This is a genomic window from Rhodococcus sp. NPDC056506 (assembly GCF_042794945.1).
GTDB lineage: Bacteria > Actinomycetota > Actinomycetes > Mycobacteriales > Mycobacteriaceae > Rhodococcus_F.
The window spans coordinates 1-20,450 of record NZ_JBHTSW010000001.1 but is presented as its reverse complement, the minus strand read 5'-3'; the positions used below and the strand labels follow the sequence as shown (position 1 = coordinate 20,450).

Genomic DNA, 20,450 nt, shown 5'->3' with positions numbered 1-20,450 from the left:
CGATTGATGAAGGTTTGTTACAGATCGTACGAATTACGGGCAGAAACAAGTCCGCACCCCACCGTTGCGGTGGAGTGCGGACTTGTAAGAGCCTCTAGCGCTGCGGAGCCGCTGTCGGGTGGATCGGTGACGGAAGGGCCGTGACACCCTCGAGGTAGGTGTCCACAGCCGCTGCTGCGGAACGTCCCTCGGCGATGGCCCAGACGATCAGGGACTGACCGCGGCCCATGTCGCCGGCCACGAACACGCCGTCGACGTTGGTGTTCCACTTCGACGTGCGGGCGACGTTGCCACGCTCGTTCAAGTCGACACCGAGATCGGTGAGCAGACCCGGCTTCTCGGGACCGACGAAGCCCATGGCCAGGAGCACGAGATCGGCTTCGAGCTCAAAGTCCGAGCCCTCGACCTTCTCGAAGCGACCCGACTTCATCTCGACCTCGTGAGCCTTGAGTCCGGTGACCTTGCCGTTTTCACCGACGAAGTTCTCGGTGTTGACGGAGAACAGACGCTCGCCGCCCTCCTCGTGAGCCGAAGCCACGCGGAACATGAGCGGATACGTCGGCCACGGAGTCTGCTCGGCGCGAGTCTCCGGCGGACGCGGCATGATCTCGAACTGGTGCACGCTGGCTGCGCCCTGGCGGTGCGAGGTGCCGAGGCAGTCGGCTCCGGTGTCGCCGCCGCCGATGATGACAACCTTCTTGCCCTCAGCGGTGATGGTGGGAGCGTCGAGGTCACCCAACTGCACGCGGTTGGCGATCGGCAGGAACTCCATCGCCTGGTGGATGCCGTCCAGCTCGCGGCCCGGGATCGGCAGATCGCGAGCAGCGGTGGCGCCGCCGGCCAGAACCACTGCGTCGAACTGCTCGCGCAGCTCGTCCGCGGTGATGTCCACGCCGACATTGACGTTCGTCTTGAAGACGGTGCCTTCGGCTTCCATCTGCTCGAGACGGCGGTCGATGTGCCGCTTCTCCATCTTGAACTCGGGGATGCCGTAGCGCAGCAGGCCGCCGATGCGGTCTGCCCGCTCGAAGACCGTCACTGCGTGACCGGCGCGGGTCAGCTGCTGCGCTGCAGCCAGACCAGCCGGACCACTGCCGACAACTGCGACCCTCTTGTTGGTGGCGTGCGCGGCGCGAACCGGCTTGACCCACCCTTCGTCGAAGGCCTTGTCGATGATCTCGACCTCGACCTGCTTGATGGTGACCGGATCCTGGTTGATGCCCAGGACACAGGACGCCTCACAGGGTGCGGGGCACAGACGACCGGTGAACTCCGGGAAGTTGTTGGTCGCGTGCAGACGCTCGATGGCGTCGTGCCAGTGGTCCTTGTAGACCAGGTCGTTCCACTCGGGAATCAAGTTTCCGAGAGGGCAACCGTTGTGGCAGAAAGGAATTCCACAGTCCATGCAACGGCTGGCCTGGGTCTTGAGGGTTTCCTTCGGGAACTCCTCGTAGACCTCTTTCCAGTCGAGCAGGCGCAACGGCACCGGCCGGCGAACCGGAAGTTCGCGCGACGTGTGCTTCAGGAAGCCGCTTGGATCACCCACGAGCTGCCTCCATAACTGCCTCGTCCACGTTCTTGCCATCCTTCTCTGCGGCCGCGATGGCCAAAAGAACCTTCTTGTAGTCGCGGGGCATCACCTTTGCGAAGTGACCCACCTGCTGCGACCAGTCAGCGAGGATGCGTGTGGCAACCTCGGAGCCGGTTTCGTCGCGATGACGTTCGATAGCGCCCTTCAACCAGGTGAAGTCGTCGCCCGAAAGATCCTCGAGGTCCACCAGTTCGGTGTTGAGGTTCTTCTCGAATGCCTTGTCGGGGTTGTAGATGTACGCGACGCCACCGGACATGCCGGCGCCGAAGTTACGTCCGGTGGCTCCGAGGATGACCACCTTTCCACCCGTCATGTACTCGCAACCATGATCGCCCACACCCTCGACGACGGCAGTGGCGCCGGAGTTACGGACTGCGAAGCGTTCGCCGACGACACCGCGAAGCAGAGCCTCGCCACTGGTGGCGCCGAACAGGATGACGTTGCCACCGATGATGTTGTCCTCGGCGACAAAGCCTTCCGCTGCATCGAGCGGCGGGCGTACGACGATGCGTCCACCCGAAAGGCCCTTGCCGACGAAGTCGTTGGCGTCGCCGTGCAGGCGCAGGGTCATACCGCTGGGCACGAAAGCACCGAAGCTGTTACCGGCGGAACCGGTGAACGTGATGTCGATGGTGCCCTCGGGCAAGCCCTCTCCACCGAACGCCTTGGTGACCTCGTGGCCGAGCATGGTGCCGACCGTGCGGTTGACGTTGGTGATCGCGGACTCGAAGGAGACCGCCTCACCCTTGTCGAGTGCGTTGCGGGCCGAGACGATCAACTGCTGATCGAGCGCCTTGTCGAGACCGTGATCCTGCGTGCCGGTGCAGTGGACGTCCTGGTCCATGAACGCGGACTCGACCTGGGTGAGGATCGGCGACAGATCGAGATTGCCTGCCTTGCTTCCCTTCCAGTGTTCGAGGGCGCGCTTGGTGTCCAGCATGTCGACCTGGCCGACTGCTTCGAGCAGCGTGCGGAAACCGAGTTCCGCGAGAAGCTCGCGAACCTCTTCGGCGATGAACATGAAGAAGTTCTCGACGAATTCCGGCTTGCCACTGAAACGCTGACGCAGCAACGGGTTCTGCGTCGCGACACCCACGGGGCAGGTGTCGAGATGGCAGACACGCATCATGATGCAGCCCGAGACCACCAGCGGTGCGGTGGCGAAACCGAACTCCTCGCCGCCGAGCAGGGCAGCGACGACGACGTCGCGACCCGTCTTGAGCTGGCCGTCGACCTGCACGACGATGCGGTCACGAAGACCGTTGAGCAGCAACGTCTGCTGGGTCTCGGCGAGGCCGAGTTCCCACGGTGCGCCCGCGTGCTTGACGGAGGTCAGCGGGGTGGCACCGGTGCCACCGTCGTGACCGGAGATCAGAACGACGTCGGCATGTGCCTTGGAGACACCGGCCGCGACGGTTCCGACGCCGACCTCGGAGACCAGCTTCACGTGGATGCGGGCCTGCGGGTTGGCGTTCTTGAGGTCGTGGATCAGCTGAGCGAGATCCTCGATCGAGTAGATGTCGTGGTGCGGCGGCGGCGAAATCAGGCCGACGCCAGGTGTGGAGTGCCGAACCTCGGCCACCCACGGGTACACCTTGTGAGCTGGAAGCTGGCCGCCCTCACCGGGCTTGGCTCCCTGCGCCATCTTGATCTGGATGTCGGTGCAGTTGCTCAGGTAGTGCGAGGTGACACCGAAGCGTCCCGACGCGACCTGCTTGATGGCACTGCGACGCAGATCGCCGTTCTCGTCCGGTGTGAAGCGCGACGGGTTCTCGCCGCCCTCACCGGAATTGGAGCGAGCGCCCAGACGGTTCATCGCGATCGCGAGAGTCTCGTGAGCCTCGGCGGAGATGGAGCCGTAGCTCATCGCACCCGTCGAGAAACGCTTGACGATCTCGCTGGCCGGCTCGACCTCGTCGATCGAGATCGACGGCCGCTTGCCGATGTTGAAGTCGAACAGACCACGCAGAGCGGCAAGGCGCTCCGACTGGTCGTTGACCAAGGTCGTGTACTCCTTGAACACCTCGTACTGGCCTGTGCGAGTTGCGTGCTGGAGCTTGAACACCGTGTCCGGGTTGAACAGGTGGTACTCGCCTTCACGACGCCACTGGTACTCGCCGCCGACCTCGAGCTCGCGGTGAGCGCGCTCTTCGGGGCGATCCAGGTATGCAACGGCGTGACGTGCCTGGACATCGGCTGCGATCTGGTCGAGGCCGATGCCACCGAGCTGCGACTGCAGACCGGTGAAGTACTCGTCCGTCAGCTCCTGTGAGAGGCCGATGACCTGGAACAGCTGAGCACCGGTGTACGACGCGAGCGTCGAGATGCCCATCTTGGACATCACCTTCAGGACACCCTTGCCGGCTGCCTTGATGTAGTTCGCGATGCCCTTCTCGAGGGTCAGACCCTCGAGTTCGCCGTTCTGCAGGAACTCGTCGATGGTCTCGAAAGCCATGTACGGGTTGACCGCTGCGGCACCGAAGCCGATGAGGAGCGCCATGTGGTGCACCTCGCGGGCGTCGCCGGCCTCGACGATGAGGCCGACCTTGGTGCGCGACTTCTCGCGAACCAGGTGGTGGTGCACAGCCGAGGTGAGGAGCAGCGACGGGATCGGTGCGTAATCCTCGGTGGACTCACGGTCCGAGAGCACGACGATGCGTGCGCCACCCTCGATTGCCTGCGAGACCTGGTACTTGATGCCCTCGAGCGCACGACGGATACCGTCGCCGCCTTCCTTGACGGGGTACAGGCCGCGGATCACGACACTGCGGAAGCCCGGGAATTCGCCGTCGTCGTTGACGTGAACGAGCTTCGACAGATCGTCGTTGTGCAGGATCGGCTGCGGGAGCGCAATCTGCTTGCAGGAGTCCGCATTCGGGTGCAGCAGGTCGCCTTCGGGGCCGATGGTCGCGCCGAGGCTGGTGACAACCTCTTCACGAATCGCGTCGAGAGGCGGGTTGGTGACCTGAGCGAAGAGCTGCGAGAAGTAGTCGAACAGCATCCGGGGACGTGACGAGAGCACGGCGATCGGAGTGTCGGTACCCATCGAACCCAGAGCCTCGGCACCGGAGAGTGCCATCGGCTTGACCAGCAGGTTGACCTCTTCGCTGGTGAAACCGAAGAGCTGCTGACGCAGGACGACGCGCTCGTGCGACATGTACGTGTACGGGCGGTCCGGCAGGTCGTCCATGTGGATCAGACCTTCATCGATCCACTGCTGGTACGGGTGCTCGGCAGCGAGTTCGGACTTGAGTTCGTCGTCGCTGATGACCCGGCCCTGCGCGGTGTCCACGAGGAACATGCGGCCCGGCTGGAGGCGGACCTTGCGGACCACGGTGGACGGATCGATCGGCAGGACGCCGACCTCCGACGCCATGACGACGAGGCCGTCTTCGGTGATCCACAGACGCGACGGACGCAGACCGTTACGGTCCAGCACGGCGCCGATGACGGTGCCGTCGGTGAAGCACACCGACGCCGGTCCGTCCCAGGGCTCCATGAGAGCCGAGTGGTACTCGTAGAACGCCCGACGGGCGGGGTCCATGCTCTCGTGCTTCTCCCAGGCTTCCGGGATCATCATGAGAACTGCGTGCGGCAGGCTGCGGCCGGCGAGGTGCAGCATCTCGAGCACCTCGTCGAAACGAGCGGTGTCACTGGCGCCCTGGGTGCAGATCGGGAAGATCTTGTCCAGGTTCTCGCGGCCGCCGAAGACGTCGCTGTCGATGAGGGACTCGCGAGCGCGCATCCAGTTCTCGTTACCGGTGACGGTGTTGATCTCACCGTTGTGAGCGACCCGGCGGAACGGGTGCGCCAGCGGCCACGACGGGAACGTGTTGGTGGAGAAGCGCGAGTGGACCAGGCCCAGTGCGCTCTCGACACGATCGTCCTGCAGGTCGAGGTAGAAACCCTTGAGCTGCGGGGTGGTGAGCATGCCCTTGTAGACGAAGGTCTGGCCGGACAGGCTGGGGAAGTACACGGTCTCGCTACCCGGGCCACCCTTGCCGGCGCCTTCGGAGCCGAGTTCGTGCTCGGTGCGCTTGCGCACCACGTATGCACGACGCTCGAGATCCATGCCGGTGTACTTGTCACCCTCGGAGCCGATGAAGATCTGACGGAACGTCGGCATCGCGTCGCGCGCCAGTGCGCCCAGCGAGGAGTCGTCGGTTCCGACCTCGCGCCAGCCGAGAACCTTCAGGCCCTCTTCGACGACGATCTTCTCGACTGCAGCAGCAGCCTCGTGTGCATCGGCATCGCCCTGCGGGAGGAATGCGATACCGGTTGCGTACGCGCCTTCGGCGGGCAGCGCGAAGTCCACGACAGCTCGGAAGAACTTGTCGGGAACCTGCAGCAGAATGCCCGCACCGTCACCCGTGTTGGGTTCGGATCCGGCAGCGCCGCGATGCTCGAGGTTGACCAGAGCGGTGATCGCCTTTTCGACGATGTCCCTGCTGCGGCGACCATGCATGTCGACAACAAATGCGACTCCACAGGAGTCGTGCTCATTGGACGGGTGATAGAGGCCCTGGGGGCCTGGAAGTTGCTTCATACCCAGCCTTCGTATGCCATAAAGATGCACCGACGACCAGCAGCGCTGATGGCCATCAACTTGCAATGCAAGTCCTTCAAAGCACCGACACGACGATGTGTTCGGTACCACCGAAGTAGCCGCCCTGCGCAGACGCGATGGTGTGCGTTCTGGCACCCGGCGACGTGAGTCTTCGGTCGGTTGAAACTTTTGTGAGTCAACCGTGTAACGAAAACGATAATTCAGAACCCCGGCACGGGCGCAACTAAGGTAGCCCTATAATTGCTCTGAACTGCGGCGATGCAGGGAGCCAGAAGGCCCCTCGACAGATTTCGGAGCTGCGTCTGTGCAGAGAAGTTCCGATTCACAGGATACCGAATCCGCAGGAAACAGGCGCGATGGGCGATGAATGCAACAACTGGCCGCAGCGATAAGAATCAGCTGCGGCCAGTGCGCCTCGAACTGTAACAAAAGTTGATCGATCAACCAAGGTCTAGGCCTGAATTGTTTGCTCGCAGAATGCCATCGCTGTAATTTCCGTAGGCTCACCCTTGAGAAGACGGGTGGCGAAGAGAAAATGACAACAGCAGTAGTGGTGGGCAGTGGCCCCAACGGTCTCGCGGCGGCGATCGAACTCGCCCGCGCCGGAATCGACGTCCATGTCATCGAGGGTGCGGACAAGATCGGCGGCGGCACCCGCAGCAGCGAATACATAGTCGACGGACTCGTCCACGACGATTGCTCCGCCTTCCATCCCACAGCCTTGGCTTCTCCTTACTTCAAGGAACTCGACCGCGAATTCGGGCTCGCCAAGCATGGCCTGACGTGGCTGTGGCCCGAGATCGATCTGGTCCATCCACTCGACGACGGCACCGCCGGGGTTCTCTGGCGTGACATCAACCGGACCGCTGACGGATTGGGTGCCGACGGTAAGCGCTGGCTCGACGTCTTCGGATACCTCTCCGCGAACTTCGACGAGTTGGTGCAGGACGTCTTCAAGCCGATCGTGCACGTTCCGAAGCACCCGCTGTTGCTCGCCCGTTTCGGGACGGGCGCTCTGCTTCCCGCGACTGGTTTCGCGCGGATGTTCAAGACCCCACAAGCCCGGGCACTGTTCGGTGGCGTCGCGGCGCACATGTTCGGGACGCTCACCATTCCTCTCTCCAGTGCTGTCGGCTCGATGCTCACTGCGGCCGCTCATGCTCACGGTTGGCCTGTGGCACAAGGCGGTTCAGGATCAATTGCTGCGGCGCTCGCGTCGATCCTGCGCAGCCTCGGTGGCACCATAGAAACCGGGAACTGGGTCACCAACTACTCCCAGATCGCCGGCTACGACATCGTCATGCTCGACATCGCCCCCGACGCGGCCGGTCGTCTGCTCGACGGCCGGCAGCCCGATCGCATTGCCCGGGCCTACCGCAAATTCCGCTACGGCACCGCCGCCTACAAGGTCGACTACGCCGTGCGTGGTGACTCCGACGGAAGCGTCGTGCCGTGGACGAATCCGCATGCCCGCAAGGCCGGCACCCTGCACCTGTCCGGGACGATTTCGCAAACTGCTGCCGTGGAACGCCAGACCGTTCGGGGTCAGATGCCGGCCAAGCCCTTCATTCTGTTGGGCCAGCAGTTCTTGGCCGACCCTTCCCGTTCCATCGGAGACATCCACCCGGTCTGGGCGTATGCGCATGTGCCGCACGGCTATCCGGGTGACGCCACAGAAGCCATCACACGTCAGATCGAGCGGTTCGCGCCGGGGTTCCGGGACCGGATCGTGGGCGTCCACGTGCGCAATGTGCCGCAGATGCAGGCCTACAACCCCAACTATGTGGGCGGCGACGTCTCCGCGGGGGCGAACACTGCGCGGCAGATCATCGCGCGCCCCCGGTTCGGGCTCAACCCCTATGCCACCGGGGCCCCGGGCGTGTACCTCTGCTCGTCCGCAACTCCCCCGGGCGGCGGGGTCCACGGGATGGGCGGGTTCAATGCCGCGCAGGCGGCGCTGAAGGCGCGGGGTTGAGCGTCCCCGATGGGGACGACATTTCGGACAAACGACTTCTGAATGGTCACCTAACCCAGTCAGCCAACACGATGGTCACCTAACCCAGTCAGCCAACACGGACAAAACAATGCCGTCCGGCCCAGTGACCAAAGCGAATCCACGAAAGGGCAACTAAATGGCACGTGACGCCGAACATGGATTGCTGGTCCGGCACCTGGGTACAGCAGAATCCTGGGATTCACCAGAAATGACTGCCTACGACAACGAAGACCACCTTCAACGGATCATCGCTTCCGACCCGCACTACGTCCCCGGTGTCCCCGAAGGCTCTCTGACCGTGCGGGAACTGTCCACAACAGCAGGGCCCGCTGACGTATGCATCATCAGCCCAGACGGTGCGATCACGATCGTCGAGTGCAAACTGGCTTCGAACTCTGAACGCCGCAGAATGGTCATCGGCCAGGTCCTCGACTACGCCTCCGCGATCTGGGTGGACGGAGCAAAATCGTTTCGCGAACAATGGAATCGCCAACAGGGTGGCGATCTGAACAGGCTCGGGGAGACCGCACTCGAGCAACTCGATACGAATATCACAGAAGGTCGCATCGACCTTTGTCTTGCCGTCGATCGAATTGACAACGATCTAAAACGGTTGGTGGAATTCCTCAACCGCATCACCCGCGACGAGGTCGCCGTCACTGCCCTCCAACTGACCTACGCCCGACACGGGGACATCGAATTCCTGATGCCATCCACCTACGGCGGCGAGATTGCTGCCGCCAAAGCTCGTGGTTCCGGCCCTTCAGCGTCCTGGACCACTGAATCGTTCCTCAAAGCCCTCGGATCCGAGTCCGACCGCGGCCTCGCCGAAAAGCTTTTCGACCTGATCGAGGGCCTCCACGAAAGACGTGGCACGCACGCGAACCTGTGGTTCGGCAACCGGCCAGGAGGAGGAATTTTCCTCTACCCCTACGGATTGCGGTTCGCACCGATCCAGTTATGGATCAACAAGACCGCCCAACTCATGGCCTACGGCACCTGGAATCAATACGAGGTGGTCCGTCAGCACCCGGGATTTGCCGAGCTCGCCAACTTGATCGGGCAGGACCACCAATCCACCGCAAAAGGTTTCGCCGTCGCCAATACCGATCTCGACGAACTGTGGCAGGTTGTGCTGCGCTGTGCGGTCAGTATCAACGGCTCCGACGACTGAAAAATTCGAGTGAGCTACGTGGATAGTTTGCACAACCGAACAACGCCGGTTGAACTAGCCAATTGAAGGATTTCGGCAGACTGGGTCAGTTGACCGGGTTGTCTATTTGACCAGCAAGAACGATTCGTTTCGTGCCTTGGTAGTACCAAACATCGCCGCCGGGAATAGATTCGCGGCGCTCGTCTATGGCCTGTTCGATGATGTTATTAGAGCCGGAGCTTCAGCGGGGTGACCCCCGGTCCTCGAAAACAGTTGTTCAACAAGGGAAATCAGGGGTACTACTTGTACCGGTGGATGGGGCCGCAGATCCGGCAGTCGCCCGAGGCGATCTACATTTACCTGGCCAACCGGTTCTTCAATCCGCCGCTGATGCCGTGCCCCTCTTAGCCGCCGTACACGGTTGGCGAACCATCAAAGCGGTGACTACAAAACACATCATTGTGAAAGCCTGCACCGGCGCTCCGTCGACAACCCCATCCGATAGCTCTATAAGCGCGGAACACTTCGTGCCGAACCACCCCGTCGTGGGGTGAATGTCCGTTATCTTCCTCGATAGTGGTTGCAATCTCCTGGCTGCTTGGCATCCCGCGCACGGATGCTGTCACCACGAAAGGGAGCACATCTGTGAATGGACTCGAAACGCCTACTCGTTTGTCCCGAACCACCGCGGCCCTCGGCGTCGGCGCGCTCGCTGCCGCGATCACCTTCGGCAGTGCAGTCGGTACTGCGTCAGCCGACACTCCGGTCGCCGACTTCGGAAGTATCTCGTTCTCGGTGACCAACGGTCCCGACAACACCATCTACGACATCAACGCCATCATCAATCTCCCGCCCGGCACACTGCCGCCAGGGATGATGACCCCTCAGATCACTGCGCCCGCCGCGCCCCCTCAACCAGTCGGCGACCCGTTTGCGGGCACCGCATTGGACTTCGTTCTGAGCTTCATTCAGGCCTTGGCCAGATAGCCGACAACAAAAAACGAGGCCACGAACTCTTATGAGTTCGTGGCCTCGTCTTGTGGTGGGCGAAGGGGGACTTGAACCCCCACGTCCCTAAGGACACTGGCACCTGAAGCCAGCGCGTCTGCCATTCCGCCACTCGCCCGAGCAACGCCGAAACATTATCACGACAAACTTTGAAAGTTCTATTCGTGCAGTTCAGGGCACGAATCAGTGAACACCGAGCACCCGAAAGCCCAGAACCGATACCATGCTGAAACAGCGGCCAGGTACTGCCGAAGCGACATTTGACAGTACCGTGGAACCTGTACAGCAGTTTGGACGACACGCGACAAGGCGGTGCCGGCGCTACTTGCCGAGCATTTTGCCGTCGTAGATGCGAGGCGAGAGGAGGGCCCGATGGGCATCGTGCAGCGATTCGAACGAAAGCTCCAAGGAGCTGTCGGCGACGCATTCGCGCGGGTCTTCGGTGGTGGTGTTGTGCCGCAGGAAGTAGAGGCGGCGCTCCAGCAGGAGGCACGTGACCGCGTCGAGCACCTCGGCGGCGGAATCCTTCTCGCCCCCAACAACTACGTGATCACCATCAACAACTCCGATCACGAAGAGTTGGCAGCTGATCGCGAACTGACTACCAAAGCTTTCAGCCGACACCTGCAGGATTTCATCCGCGATCAGGGTTGGCAGACGTACGGCGACATCTCGGTCACTTTCGAGCCTTCGCCTACGCTCCACACCGGTCAGTTCCGCACCCGCGGAACCGTCGACCCGGATGGTGACGCCGAGCAGGCATCCCCGCCGCCGCATGTTCCGCAGGTTTCGTCGCGGCCTCCACAACGGCCGCCTCAGCGACCCGCACCGATTGTTCCCCCTGTTTCCAATCCAGTCCCGTCACAACCAGGAGCCGGCCCCATGACGCAGAACTCAGGCTACGAACCAAGCCGCGAACCGGCGGGTCGCCAGCCCGAACCGCAGCAGCCGGCACGGAACGGGTACTCCCACGACGACGGCGGTTACGCCGCTCCGCAGGGCCAGGAAGCGCCGTACCAGAACGGTTACGACCGCGGCGACGGTTACCGCACGGGCGACGACCAGCAGGGCTACAACCAGCAGCAGGGTGGCTACGACCAGCAGGCGTACCCGAACCAGCAGCAGCCGTACGAGCAGGCCGGTTACGACCAGCAGGGCTATGACCAGCAGGGCGGCGGCTACGACCAGCAGGGTTACCAGCAGCAGCCGTACGACCAGCAGGGCTACGGCCAGCAGGCGTACCAGGGTGGGTACGACCAGCAGGGCTACCAGCAGGGCGGCTACGACCAGCAGGGTTACCAGCAGCCCTACAACGGCCAGTCCTACGATCAGCCGGGCTACGACCAGCAGAGCTACCAGCAGGGCGGCTACGACCAGCAGGCGTACACACAGCAGCCGTACGAGCAGACCGGCTACGAGCAGGGCGGCAACTTCGAGCAGACGCAGGCCTACCCGCAGCAGGGTTACGCCCAGCCGCAGGGCGGTTACGCACCGACGGCGCAGAGCCTGACGGCAACCCTGCAGCTCGAGGACGGCAGCGGACGCCACTTCCAGCTTCGCGACGGCAGCAATGTCATCGGCCGCGGCCAGGAAGCTCAGTTCCGCCTCCCGGACACGGGCGTCTCACGTCGCCACATCGACATCCGTTGGGACGGCCGCACCGCGATGCTGTCCGATTTGGGATCCACGAACGGCACCACCGTCAACGGTGCACCGGTCCAGGACTGGCAGCTGGCAGACGGCGACATCATTCGTGCAGGTCACTCGGAGATTCTGGTTCGCATTCTCTGAGCTGAGAAACGGACGCCAGGATTTTTCCGATAACAATCGAACATTCGGCGGTCCGTCGGCGCGCCGCCGTCACGCGGCTGTCAGTATCGTGATCTTCGGGGCCCAGAGCCCCCTATGATGCTGCCAGTCGACAATGCTCGAACCCCGCTGCGGCGGGGCTCGAGCCATAGAAGGAGGTGGACAGCCGTGCAGGGCCTGATTCTGCAACTCACACGGGCGGGCTTCCTGCTCCTACTGTGGCTGTTCGTCTGGGCAGTCCTCCGCACTCTCCGCTCCGACATCTATGCCGGCTCCGGGGTCAGGGTTCCGCCGCGATACACCCGCGCCGGAAAGGTCCTGCCCTCGCTGGGCAAGGCGAAGGTGCCTCGGTACCTGGTGGTCACGCAGGGCGCCCTCGCCGGCACCCGCATCACCCTGGGTTCTCAGCCGGTCATGATCGGCCGCGCCGACGATTCGACGCTCGTTCTCACCGACGATTACGCGTCGACGCGCCATGCGAGGCTCTCGCAGCGCGGAGCCGACTGGTACGTCGAGGATCTCGGTTCGACCAACGGCACCTATCTGGACCGCGCCAAGGTCACAACTGCGGTGCGCGTGCCGCTGGGCACTCCGGTTCGCGTCGGCAAGACGGTAATCGAGCTACGCCCGTGACCCTTGTTCTCCGCTACGCGGCGCGCAGCGACCGCGGTCTCGTGCGCTCCAACAACGAAGATTCCGTGTACGCCGGTGCCCGACTGCTGGCCTTGGCCGACGGTATGGGCGGACACGCGGCCGGGGAGGTCGCGTCGCAGTTGATGATTGCCGCTCTGGCGCATCTCGACGACGACGAGCCCGGCGAGGATCTGCTCGGCAAGCTCGAGGCAGCCACCCGCGAGGGCAACGATTCCATCGCCGATCACGTCGAGGAAGAACCCGAACTCGACGGCATGGGCACCACGCTCACCGCGATACTCTTCTCCGGCAGCAAGCTCGGTCTCGTGCACATCGGCGACTCGCGCGCCTACCTGCTGCGCGACGACCACCTGACACAGATCACCCGCGACGACACGTTCGTGCAGTCGTTGGTCGACGAGGGCAGGATCACCGCCGAACAGGCACACACGCACCCGCAGCGATCCCTGATCATGCGGGCGTTGACCGGCAACGAGATCGAGCCGACGCTCACCGTGCGCGAAGCCCGCGCCGGCGATCGTTACCTGCTCTGCTCCGACGGCCTCTCCGACGTGGTCAGCGACGAGACCATCGAGAACACGATGCGCGAGGGCTCGCAGGAGCAGTGCGCCGACCGTCTCATCGAATTGGCGCTGCGCAGCGGCGGTCCCGACAACGTCACCGTCGTCGTCGCCGATGTCATCGACCTCGACTACGGCCAGTCACATCCCATCGTCGCGGGCGCCGCGTCGACGGAAGAGGAAGAGGACTCCCCTCCTCCCAACACCGCTGCCGGCCGCGCCGCTGCCATGCGTCCGCCGCGCGCGACGCCCAAGCGAGTTGTCTCCCAGCCCGAACCGGAACCGAAGAAGAAGCGGAACCGGTTGTGGTGGGTGGTCCTCGCCGTGGTGCTGATCGCGCTGGTCGGCGTCGGCGCCGTGATCGGCCGCGCCGTCATCCGCAACAACTACTACGTCGGCGAAGACAACGGCCGCGTGACGGTGCTGCGCGGAATCCCCGGTTCGGTGCTCGGTTACTCGCTGCAAGACGCGGATCTGGTGGGTTGCGTCGGCGACGACGACGTCCTCACCCTCGTCTCCCCCGATGCGATTCCCAGCAACTGCAACATCCTCGAGGTGACGGATCTGCAGCCGTCGGCGCAGGAGCAGGTGCGCGCCGGGCTGCCGTCCGGCAAGCGTGAAGACGCGCAGAGCCAGATGATCCGTCTCATCGGCGGCGATCTGCTGCCTCGTTGTGAGCCGGTTCCGACGACGACGGCCACGCCCACTCCCCCGCCGGCACCGGAGACCACACCGCCCCCCGCACCGCCCGCGGAGCCTGCTGCGCCGACAACGGCGGCACCCACGACTACGCCTACGCCGACCGAAGTTCCCGGTCAGACTTGCAGGACGGTCAACTGATGTCGTCCAACGCAGCTGCGGGGACGGCTTTTCCGAGTCCGCCCGGAGGTTTTGCCCCGGCGCCGGTCCAGTCGACCCGTCGAAACATGGAGCTGCTGCTCCTGGGCTTTGCCGTCATCATCACGACGGTCTCGCTTCTGCTCGTCGAAGCGAGCCAGGAACAGAAGATCACTCTCGATCTGGCCAAGTACGCGCTCGCGTACACGGGCTTGTTCCTGATCGCGCACTTGGCAATTCGGCGATATGCGCCGTACGCAGATCCACTGCTACTGCCGATCGTCGCCCTGCTCAACGGCCTTGGGCTGGTGCTCATCCACCGACTCGACCTCGCCGACGAACAGACAGCGCTCTACAACGGCGTCGAGGCACCGTCTCCGGATGCGAACCAGCAGGTCATGTGGACTGCGCTGGCGATCACCGGTTTCGTGCTGCTGCTCGTGTTCTTGAAGGACTACCGCCTGATGGCGCGGTTCAGCTACACACTCGGCCTCGCGGGCCTGGTGTTCCTGGCGATTCCCGCGATCCTGCCGGCGAAGTTCTCGAGCGTGAACGGCGCGAAGATCTGGATTCGCCTGCCCGGATTCAGCATTCAGCCAGGTGAGTTCGCGAAGATCCTGCTCATCATCTTCTTCGCGTCAGTGCTCGTCGCCAAGCGCGACCTGTTCACCTCGGCCGGTAAACACTTCCTGGGCATGGATTTTCCGCGTGCCCGCGACCTCGGCCCGATCCTGCTCGCCTGGATCGTCTCGGTGGGCGTTCTCGTCTTCGAAACCGACCTCGGTACGTCGCTGCTGCTCTTCAGCACCGTGCTGGTGATGCTCTACATCGCGACCGAACGTGTGGGCTGGCTGGTGATCGGCGGCGGACTGCTCGCCATCGGATTCTTCTTCGCCTACAAGATGTTCGGCCACGTACGCGTGCGCGTCGACACCTGGCTCGATCCGCTCGGCGACTACGCCAACACCGGTTATCAGATCTCGCAATCGCTGTTCGGCCTGGCCACCGGTGGCATCGCCGGAACAGGTCTTGGTAGTGGTCGACCCAACCAGGTGCCGTTCGCGAAGACGGACTTCATCATCGCGACCATCGGCGAAGAGCTCGGCCTGATCGGCCTGGCGGCTGTACTGATGCTGTTCCTGCTTCTCATCGTGCGCGGCCTGCGTACGGCATTGGCAGTGCGTGACAGCTTCGGCAAACTGCTCGCCGCCGGTCTGTCGTTCACGATCGCGATCCAGATTTTTGTCGTCGTCGGCGGCGTCACCAAGCTGATCCCGCTGACGGGTCTGACAACACCGTTCATGTCGTACGGCGGCTCGTCGCTGCTCGCGAACTACCTACTGCTGGCCATCCTCGTCCGGATCTCGGACGCGGCACGTGCGCCGGTAGTGACGAAGAAGAAAGGCCCGCCCCCAATCGCTGACGCCAATACCGAGATGATGCCGCGCGTATGAACACTCCACTGCGCCGCGTCGCGATGGCCGTCATGGTGATGGTCGTCGCGCTCCTCGCCAACGCCACGTACGTACAGGTCATCAAGGCTGACGACCTGCGAGCCGACCCGCGCAACTCACGGGTGCTGCTCGACGAGTACTCACGCCAGCGAGGTCAGATCTCGGCGGCCGGACAGGTACTGGCGGCCTCCCAGGCCACCGACGACCGGTACAAGTACCTGCGCCAGTATCCGAATCCGTACCCGTACGCACCGGTCACGGGCTTCTACTCGATGCAGTACGGCAGCGCCGGCCTCGAGCGCACCGAGGATCCGATTCTCAACGGCTCGGACAACAGGTTGTTCAGCCAGCGCTTCTTCGACTTGGTCTCCGGACGCGATCCGCGCGGCGGCAACGTCGTCACGACGCTCAATCCGGCCATGCAGCAGGTGGCGTACGACCAGCTGACCAGCAAGGGCTACACCGGTTCCGTCGTCGCCATCGAGCCGAGCACCGGACGCATCCTGACGATGGTCAGCACCCCGAGCTACGACCCGAACCTGCTCGCCAGCCACGACGGCGCCGAAACCACGCAGGCGTGGGACGAGCTCAACGCCGATCCCAACGATCCGCTGGTCAATCGCGCGATCTCGCAGACCTACCCGCCCGGTTCGACGTTCAAGGTGCTCACCACGGCCGCAGCTCTGGGCAACGGTGCGACCCCGGAAGACCAGCTGACCGCGGCGCCGCAGATCACGCTGCCCGGCACCAGCACGACCCTCGAGAACTACAACGGCAGCACCTGCGGCCCCAATCCGACGGCGTCGTTGCGTGAGGCGTTTGCGCGCTCGTGCAACACGGCTTTCGTCGAACTGGGCATCAAGGACGGCGCCGACGCCATCAAGGACGAGGCCAGCGCCTTCGGCATCGGACCCAACACTCCCGCGATCCCGCTGCCGGTCGCAGACAGCACCGTCGGCGACATCTCCGACGACGCTGCCCTCGGCCAGACCAGCATCGGCCAGCGTGACGTTGCGGTGACCCCGCTCGAAAATGCGGTGATCGCCGCGACCGTCGCCAACGGTGGTGTGCGGATGCAGCCCAACCTGATCTCCCAGCTGCAGGCACCCGATCTGACCGATCTCAGTACGCCGTCACCGGTGTCGATGGGTCAGGCGATCTCGCCGGCAGTGGCGGCAACGCTGACCGATCTGATGATCGGCTCGGAGAACTTCACCGGCGGCGACGGCAAGATCCCCGGCGTTCAGATCGCGTCCAAGACCGGTACCGCGGAGCATGGCGTGAATCCGCGGGAAACCCCGCCGCACGCCTGGTACATCGCTTTTGCACCGGCGCAGAATCCGACGGTCGCTGTGGCCGTCATCGTCGAGAACGGTGGTGACCGCGGACTCGCCGCTACCGGTGGCTCGGTTGCTGCGCCGATCGGTCGTGCAGTCATCGCAGCCGGAATCCAAGGGGGCTGAACCGTGGCGTTGAACAACGGCGCTTTGATCGCCGATCGTTACCGATTGATCCGTCTCATCGCCACCGGTGGGATGGGTCAGGTGTGGGAAGCCACGGACTCCCGGCTCAACCGTCGCGTCGCCGTCAAGGTACTCAAGTCCGAGTTCTCTTCCGATCCGGAGTTCTTGGAGCGCTTCCGCTTCGAGGCACGCACCACCGCGCAGCTCAACCATCCCGGTATCGCCGGAATCTACGACTACGGCGAGACCCGTGACAGCTCGGGCGATTCCACGGCGTACCTGGTGATGGAACTCGTCAACGGCGAGCCGCTCAACGCTGTCCTGGCACGCGTCGGCCGCCTGGCGGTTCCGCATGCCCTCGACATGCTCGAGCAGACCGGCCGTGCCCTGCAGGTCGCACACGACGCCGGTGTCGTGCACCGCGACGTGAAGCCGGGCAACATCCTCATCACGCCGACGGGCCAGGTGAAGATCACTGACTTCGGCATCGCCAAGGCCGTCGAGAACTCACCTGTCACACGCACGGGAATGGTGATGGGCACTGCCCAGTACATCGCGCCCGAGCAGGCTCTCGGTCAGGACGCAACCGCGGCGAGTGACGTGTACTCGCTGGGAATCGTCGGATACGAAGCGCTTTCGGGTCGACGCCCGTTCACCGGTGACGGCGCGCTGACCGTTGCGATGAAGCACGTGCAGGAAACCCCGGCGCCGATGCCGGCCGACCTGCCGCCGAACATCCGCGAGCTCATCGACATCACGTTGACCAAGGATCCGGCCGGCCGCTACGCCAGTGGTGGCGAATTCGCCGACGCCGTCGCAGCCGTCCGCGCGGGTAGGCGTCCACCGCCTCCTGGCGTACTCGCTACCGGCGCCGCGAGCGCGTTGCCGGCGACGGGTGCCACGCAAGTCATGCCGCCGACGTACGCGGGCCCGGCGACGGGCGCAGCTGCAGCGGACGACGCGGCGGCCGGCGGAATGACCAGTGGGCAGAAGGCCGTGGCATGGGCCGGCGGCGGATTGATCTTGTTGGCGTTGATCATCGGCGGAGTCTGGATCGCGACCGACGGTCCGAGCGACCCGACGCCGCCCGTCGTCACGTCCACGACGTTGCCGACTACGACGACGCCCAAGCCCACCACGACAACAACTCGGCCGACAACGACGACCACCGAGCCGACAACCACGACGACTCGGCCGACGACAACGACCACCGAGCCGACAACCACAACGACAACGCCGACCACGACAACAACAACTCCGACGACCACAACCACCACCACGACGACAACGACGACCACAACGACCACTGAGCCGTTGGCGGATCCCGGAGACGCTGAAGAACCGCTAGGACAAGACCAATGACGACACCCCGCAATCTCTCCTCCCGCTACGAGCTGGGTGAGATTCTCGGCTTCGGCGGAATGTCCGAGGTTCACCTGGCGCGCGACCTCCGACTCAGCCGCGACGTCGCGATCAAGGTGCTGCGTGCAGACCTCGCGCGCGACCCCACGTTCTACTTGCGGTTCCGTCGTGAGGCGCAGAACGCTGCCGCGCTGAACCATCCGGCGATCGTGGCCGTCTACGACACCGGTGAAGCCGAGACCGACGCCGGGCCGCTGCCGTACATCGTCATGGAGTACGTCGACGGCGACACGTTGCGTGACATCGTGCGCAGCACCGGGCCGATGACTCCGCGCAAGGCGATGGAAGTGATCGCGGACGTCTGTGCCGCTTTGGACTTCAGCCACCGCAACGGCATCGTGCACCGCGACGTCAAGCCCGCCAACATCATGATCAACCGCGCCGGCGCCGTGAAGGTGATGGACTTCGGTATCGCCCGTGCCATTTCCGACGCGTCGAGCCCGATGACGCAGACGGCGGCCGTGATCGGCACCGCTCAGTACCTGTCGCCGGAGCAGGCGCGCGGTGAGCAGGTTGACGCACGTTCGGACGTCTACTCACTCGGTTGTGTGCTGTTCGAGATTCTGACGGGCGAGCCGCCCTTCAAGGGTGATTCACCCGTCGCCGTCGCGTACCAGCATGTTCGTGAAGATCCGCAGACGCCGTCGGAGATCAATCCCGACATTCCGCGCGAGCTGGATTCGATCATTCTCAAGGCGATGAGCAAGAACCCGGCCAACCGCTACCAGAGCGCCGGCGACATGCGCAGCGACTTGGTGCGTGTCCTGGGCGGTCAGCGTCCGAGTGCGCCGATGGTGATGAACGACGAGGACCGCACCACCATCCTCGGCGCCGTCGGCTCCGACACCGGGAACTATCGCACTGCTCCTGATCCGGTCGAGCCGGTTGCTACGAGGACAACTCGCGCTGCCGAGCCGCCTGCCAAGAAGAAGGGCGGACGCTACGCCCTGATGGGCATCGCGGCGCTTCTGGTGATCGGTCTGGTGACGTTCTTCCTGATCCGGGTGAACTCGCCGAAGGTCGAGATGGTGACCGTTCCGGGTGACCTCACCAACCAGCCCGCCGACGTCGCCGAGGCGACGCTGACAAACGCCGGATTCCAGGTGGAGCGTCAGCAGAAGACGGACAAGGTGATCGCCGCCGGAAACGTCATCACGACGCGTCCGGTTGCCGGGGTGCGCATCGAGAAGGGCAGCACCGTCACCATCGACGTGTCCACCGGCCCCGAGCAGGTCGCTATCCCGCGCCTGACCGGCCTGAGCCAGGACGACGCAGAGAAGAAGCTCAACTCCGTCGGACTCCGACTTGATCCGACCATCGGCAAGGCCGCGTCGACCATTGCCGAGGTCGACAAGATCGTCAATCAGGACCCGGCCGTCGGAGTGTCGGTTGTTCTCGATTCCGCGGTCTCGATCACCGTCGGCACCGGCCCGGAGCAAGTTCGTGTCCCGGATGTGACCGGTCAGCGTGAAGAGGTGGCGAGGCCCAACATCGAAGGTGCCGGGTTCGTCGTCCAGATCACGGAGATCGATTCGGGACTGCCGAAGGGACAGGTTGTTTCGACCGACCCGACCGGTGGCACGTCGGCCACCAAGGGTTCGACCGTGACGCTGCGAGTGTCCAACGGCAACCAGGTCGCGATGCCTGATCTCACCAACAAGACGGTGTCGGAGGCGTTGACCACGCTCCGCGCAGCCGGCTGGGCGGGAACCGCATCGCAGCTGGTGCAGAACCAGAGCACGACGCTCACCCCGGAAATGGTGGGCAAGATCGTCTCGCAGACCCAGCCTCCGGGCTCGGAGATCTCCAAGGACGCGGTCATCACCGTCAGCGTCGGAGCGCTCGGAATCCCCGGCCGCTAGCAAGTAAAAAAGTGCCTCCCGGAGATTTCCGGGAGGCACTTTTTTGTGGACAGGTGTCAGAGAATTTCGGGTAG

12 protein-coding genes and 1 tRNA gene are annotated in these 20,450 nt (G+C 63.9%); 10 read left to right on the top strand and 3 right to left on the bottom strand.

Going from position 1 to position 20,450, the window contains the following annotated elements; genetic code table 11:
• Positions 1 to 94: 94 nt before the first annotated feature.
• The gene (locus ACFQ6H_RS00065) at positions 95 to 1,546 is read right to left on the bottom strand and encodes a glutamate synthase subunit beta (RefSeq protein ID WP_378445324.1); all 1,452 of its coding nucleotides are present in this window, start codon (positions 1,544 to 1,546) and stop codon (positions 95 to 97) included.
• A complete protein-coding gene (gene gltB, locus ACFQ6H_RS00060; protein ID WP_378642412.1) occupies positions 1,539 to 6,137 on the bottom strand; it encodes a glutamate synthase large subunit in 4,599 nt (1,532 codons plus the stop codon). The genes ACFQ6H_RS00065 and gltB overlap by 8 nt, the downstream gene beginning before the upstream one ends.
• A 556-nt stretch (positions 6,138 to 6,693) precedes the next feature.
• Between gltB and ACFQ6H_RS00055 the strand changes: the two genes are divergently transcribed.
• The 3 genes from ACFQ6H_RS00055 (at position 6,694) to ACFQ6H_RS00045 (ending at position 10,294) form a co-directional block, all read left to right on the top strand.
• Positions 6,694 to 8,133 carry a phytoene desaturase family protein gene (locus tag ACFQ6H_RS00055; protein WP_378642409.1) on the top strand — a complete coding sequence of 480 codons (1,440 nt, stop codon included), beginning with the start codon at positions 6,694 to 6,696 and terminating at the stop codon, positions 8,131 to 8,133.
• A gap of 157 nt (positions 8,134 to 8,290) precedes the next feature.
• Complete coding sequence (locus ACFQ6H_RS00050; RefSeq protein WP_378642405.1) at positions 8,291 to 9,328, top strand: hypothetical protein; 1,038 nt, start codon at positions 8,291 to 8,293, stop codon at positions 9,326 to 9,328.
• A 624-nt stretch (positions 9,329 to 9,952) separates the two neighbouring features.
• A complete protein-coding gene (locus ACFQ6H_RS00045; protein ID WP_378642401.1) occupies positions 9,953 to 10,294 on the top strand; it encodes a hypothetical protein in 342 nt (113 codons plus the stop codon).
• A gap of 53 nt (positions 10,295 to 10,347) precedes the next feature.
• On the opposite strand, the gene ACFQ6H_RS00040 is transcribed toward ACFQ6H_RS00045, so the two are convergent.
• Positions 10,348 to 10,433: transfer RNA gene (locus ACFQ6H_RS00040), tRNA-Leu, on the bottom strand.
• A gap of 254 nt (positions 10,434 to 10,687) precedes the next feature.
• On the opposite strand from ACFQ6H_RS00040, the gene ACFQ6H_RS00035 reads away from it, so the two are divergent.
• The 7 genes from ACFQ6H_RS00035 to pknB all read left to right on the top strand — a co-directional run bounded on the left by ACFQ6H_RS00035 (position 10,688) and on the right by pknB (position 20,376).
• Positions 10,688 to 12,106: an FhaA domain-containing protein gene (locus ACFQ6H_RS00035; RefSeq protein ID WP_378642396.1), complete on the top strand. Its 1,419-nt coding sequence runs from the start codon at positions 10,688 to 10,690 to the stop codon at positions 12,104 to 12,106.
• A gap of 186 nt (positions 12,107 to 12,292) precedes the next feature.
• Positions 12,293 to 12,757, top strand: coding sequence for an FHA domain-containing protein (locus ACFQ6H_RS00030; RefSeq protein WP_003943418.1), 465 nt, complete (start codon positions 12,293 to 12,295; stop codon positions 12,755 to 12,757).
• Positions 12,754 to 14,178, top strand: coding sequence for a PP2C family serine/threonine-protein phosphatase (locus tag ACFQ6H_RS00025; protein ID WP_058036948.1), 1,425 nt, complete (start codon positions 12,754 to 12,756; stop codon positions 14,176 to 14,178). Before ACFQ6H_RS00030 ends, ACFQ6H_RS00025 begins: the two co-directional genes overlap by 4 nt.
• Positions 14,178 to 15,629, top strand: coding sequence for an FtsW/RodA/SpoVE family cell cycle protein (locus ACFQ6H_RS00020; RefSeq protein WP_007735775.1), 1,452 nt, complete (start codon positions 14,178 to 14,180; stop codon positions 15,627 to 15,629). Before ACFQ6H_RS00025 ends, ACFQ6H_RS00020 begins: the two co-directional genes overlap by 1 nt.
• Entirely contained in the window at positions 15,626 to 17,092 is a 1,467-nt protein-coding gene (locus tag ACFQ6H_RS00015; RefSeq protein WP_378536237.1) for a peptidoglycan D,D-transpeptidase FtsI family protein, read from the top strand. Before ACFQ6H_RS00020 ends, ACFQ6H_RS00015 begins: the two co-directional genes overlap by 4 nt.
• Positions 17,093 to 17,095: 3 nt before the next feature.
• Positions 17,096 to 18,454, top strand: coding sequence for a protein kinase (locus tag ACFQ6H_RS00010; protein WP_378642389.1), 1,359 nt, complete (start codon positions 17,096 to 17,098; stop codon positions 18,452 to 18,454).
• Positions 18,451 to 20,376 carry a Stk1 family PASTA domain-containing Ser/Thr kinase gene (gene pknB, locus ACFQ6H_RS00005; RefSeq protein ID WP_378642385.1) on the top strand — a complete coding sequence of 642 codons (1,926 nt, stop codon included), beginning with the start codon at positions 18,451 to 18,453 and terminating at the stop codon, positions 20,374 to 20,376. Before ACFQ6H_RS00010 ends, pknB begins: the two co-directional genes overlap by 4 nt.
• The last annotated feature ends 74 nt before the right edge of the window (positions 20,377 to 20,450 follow it).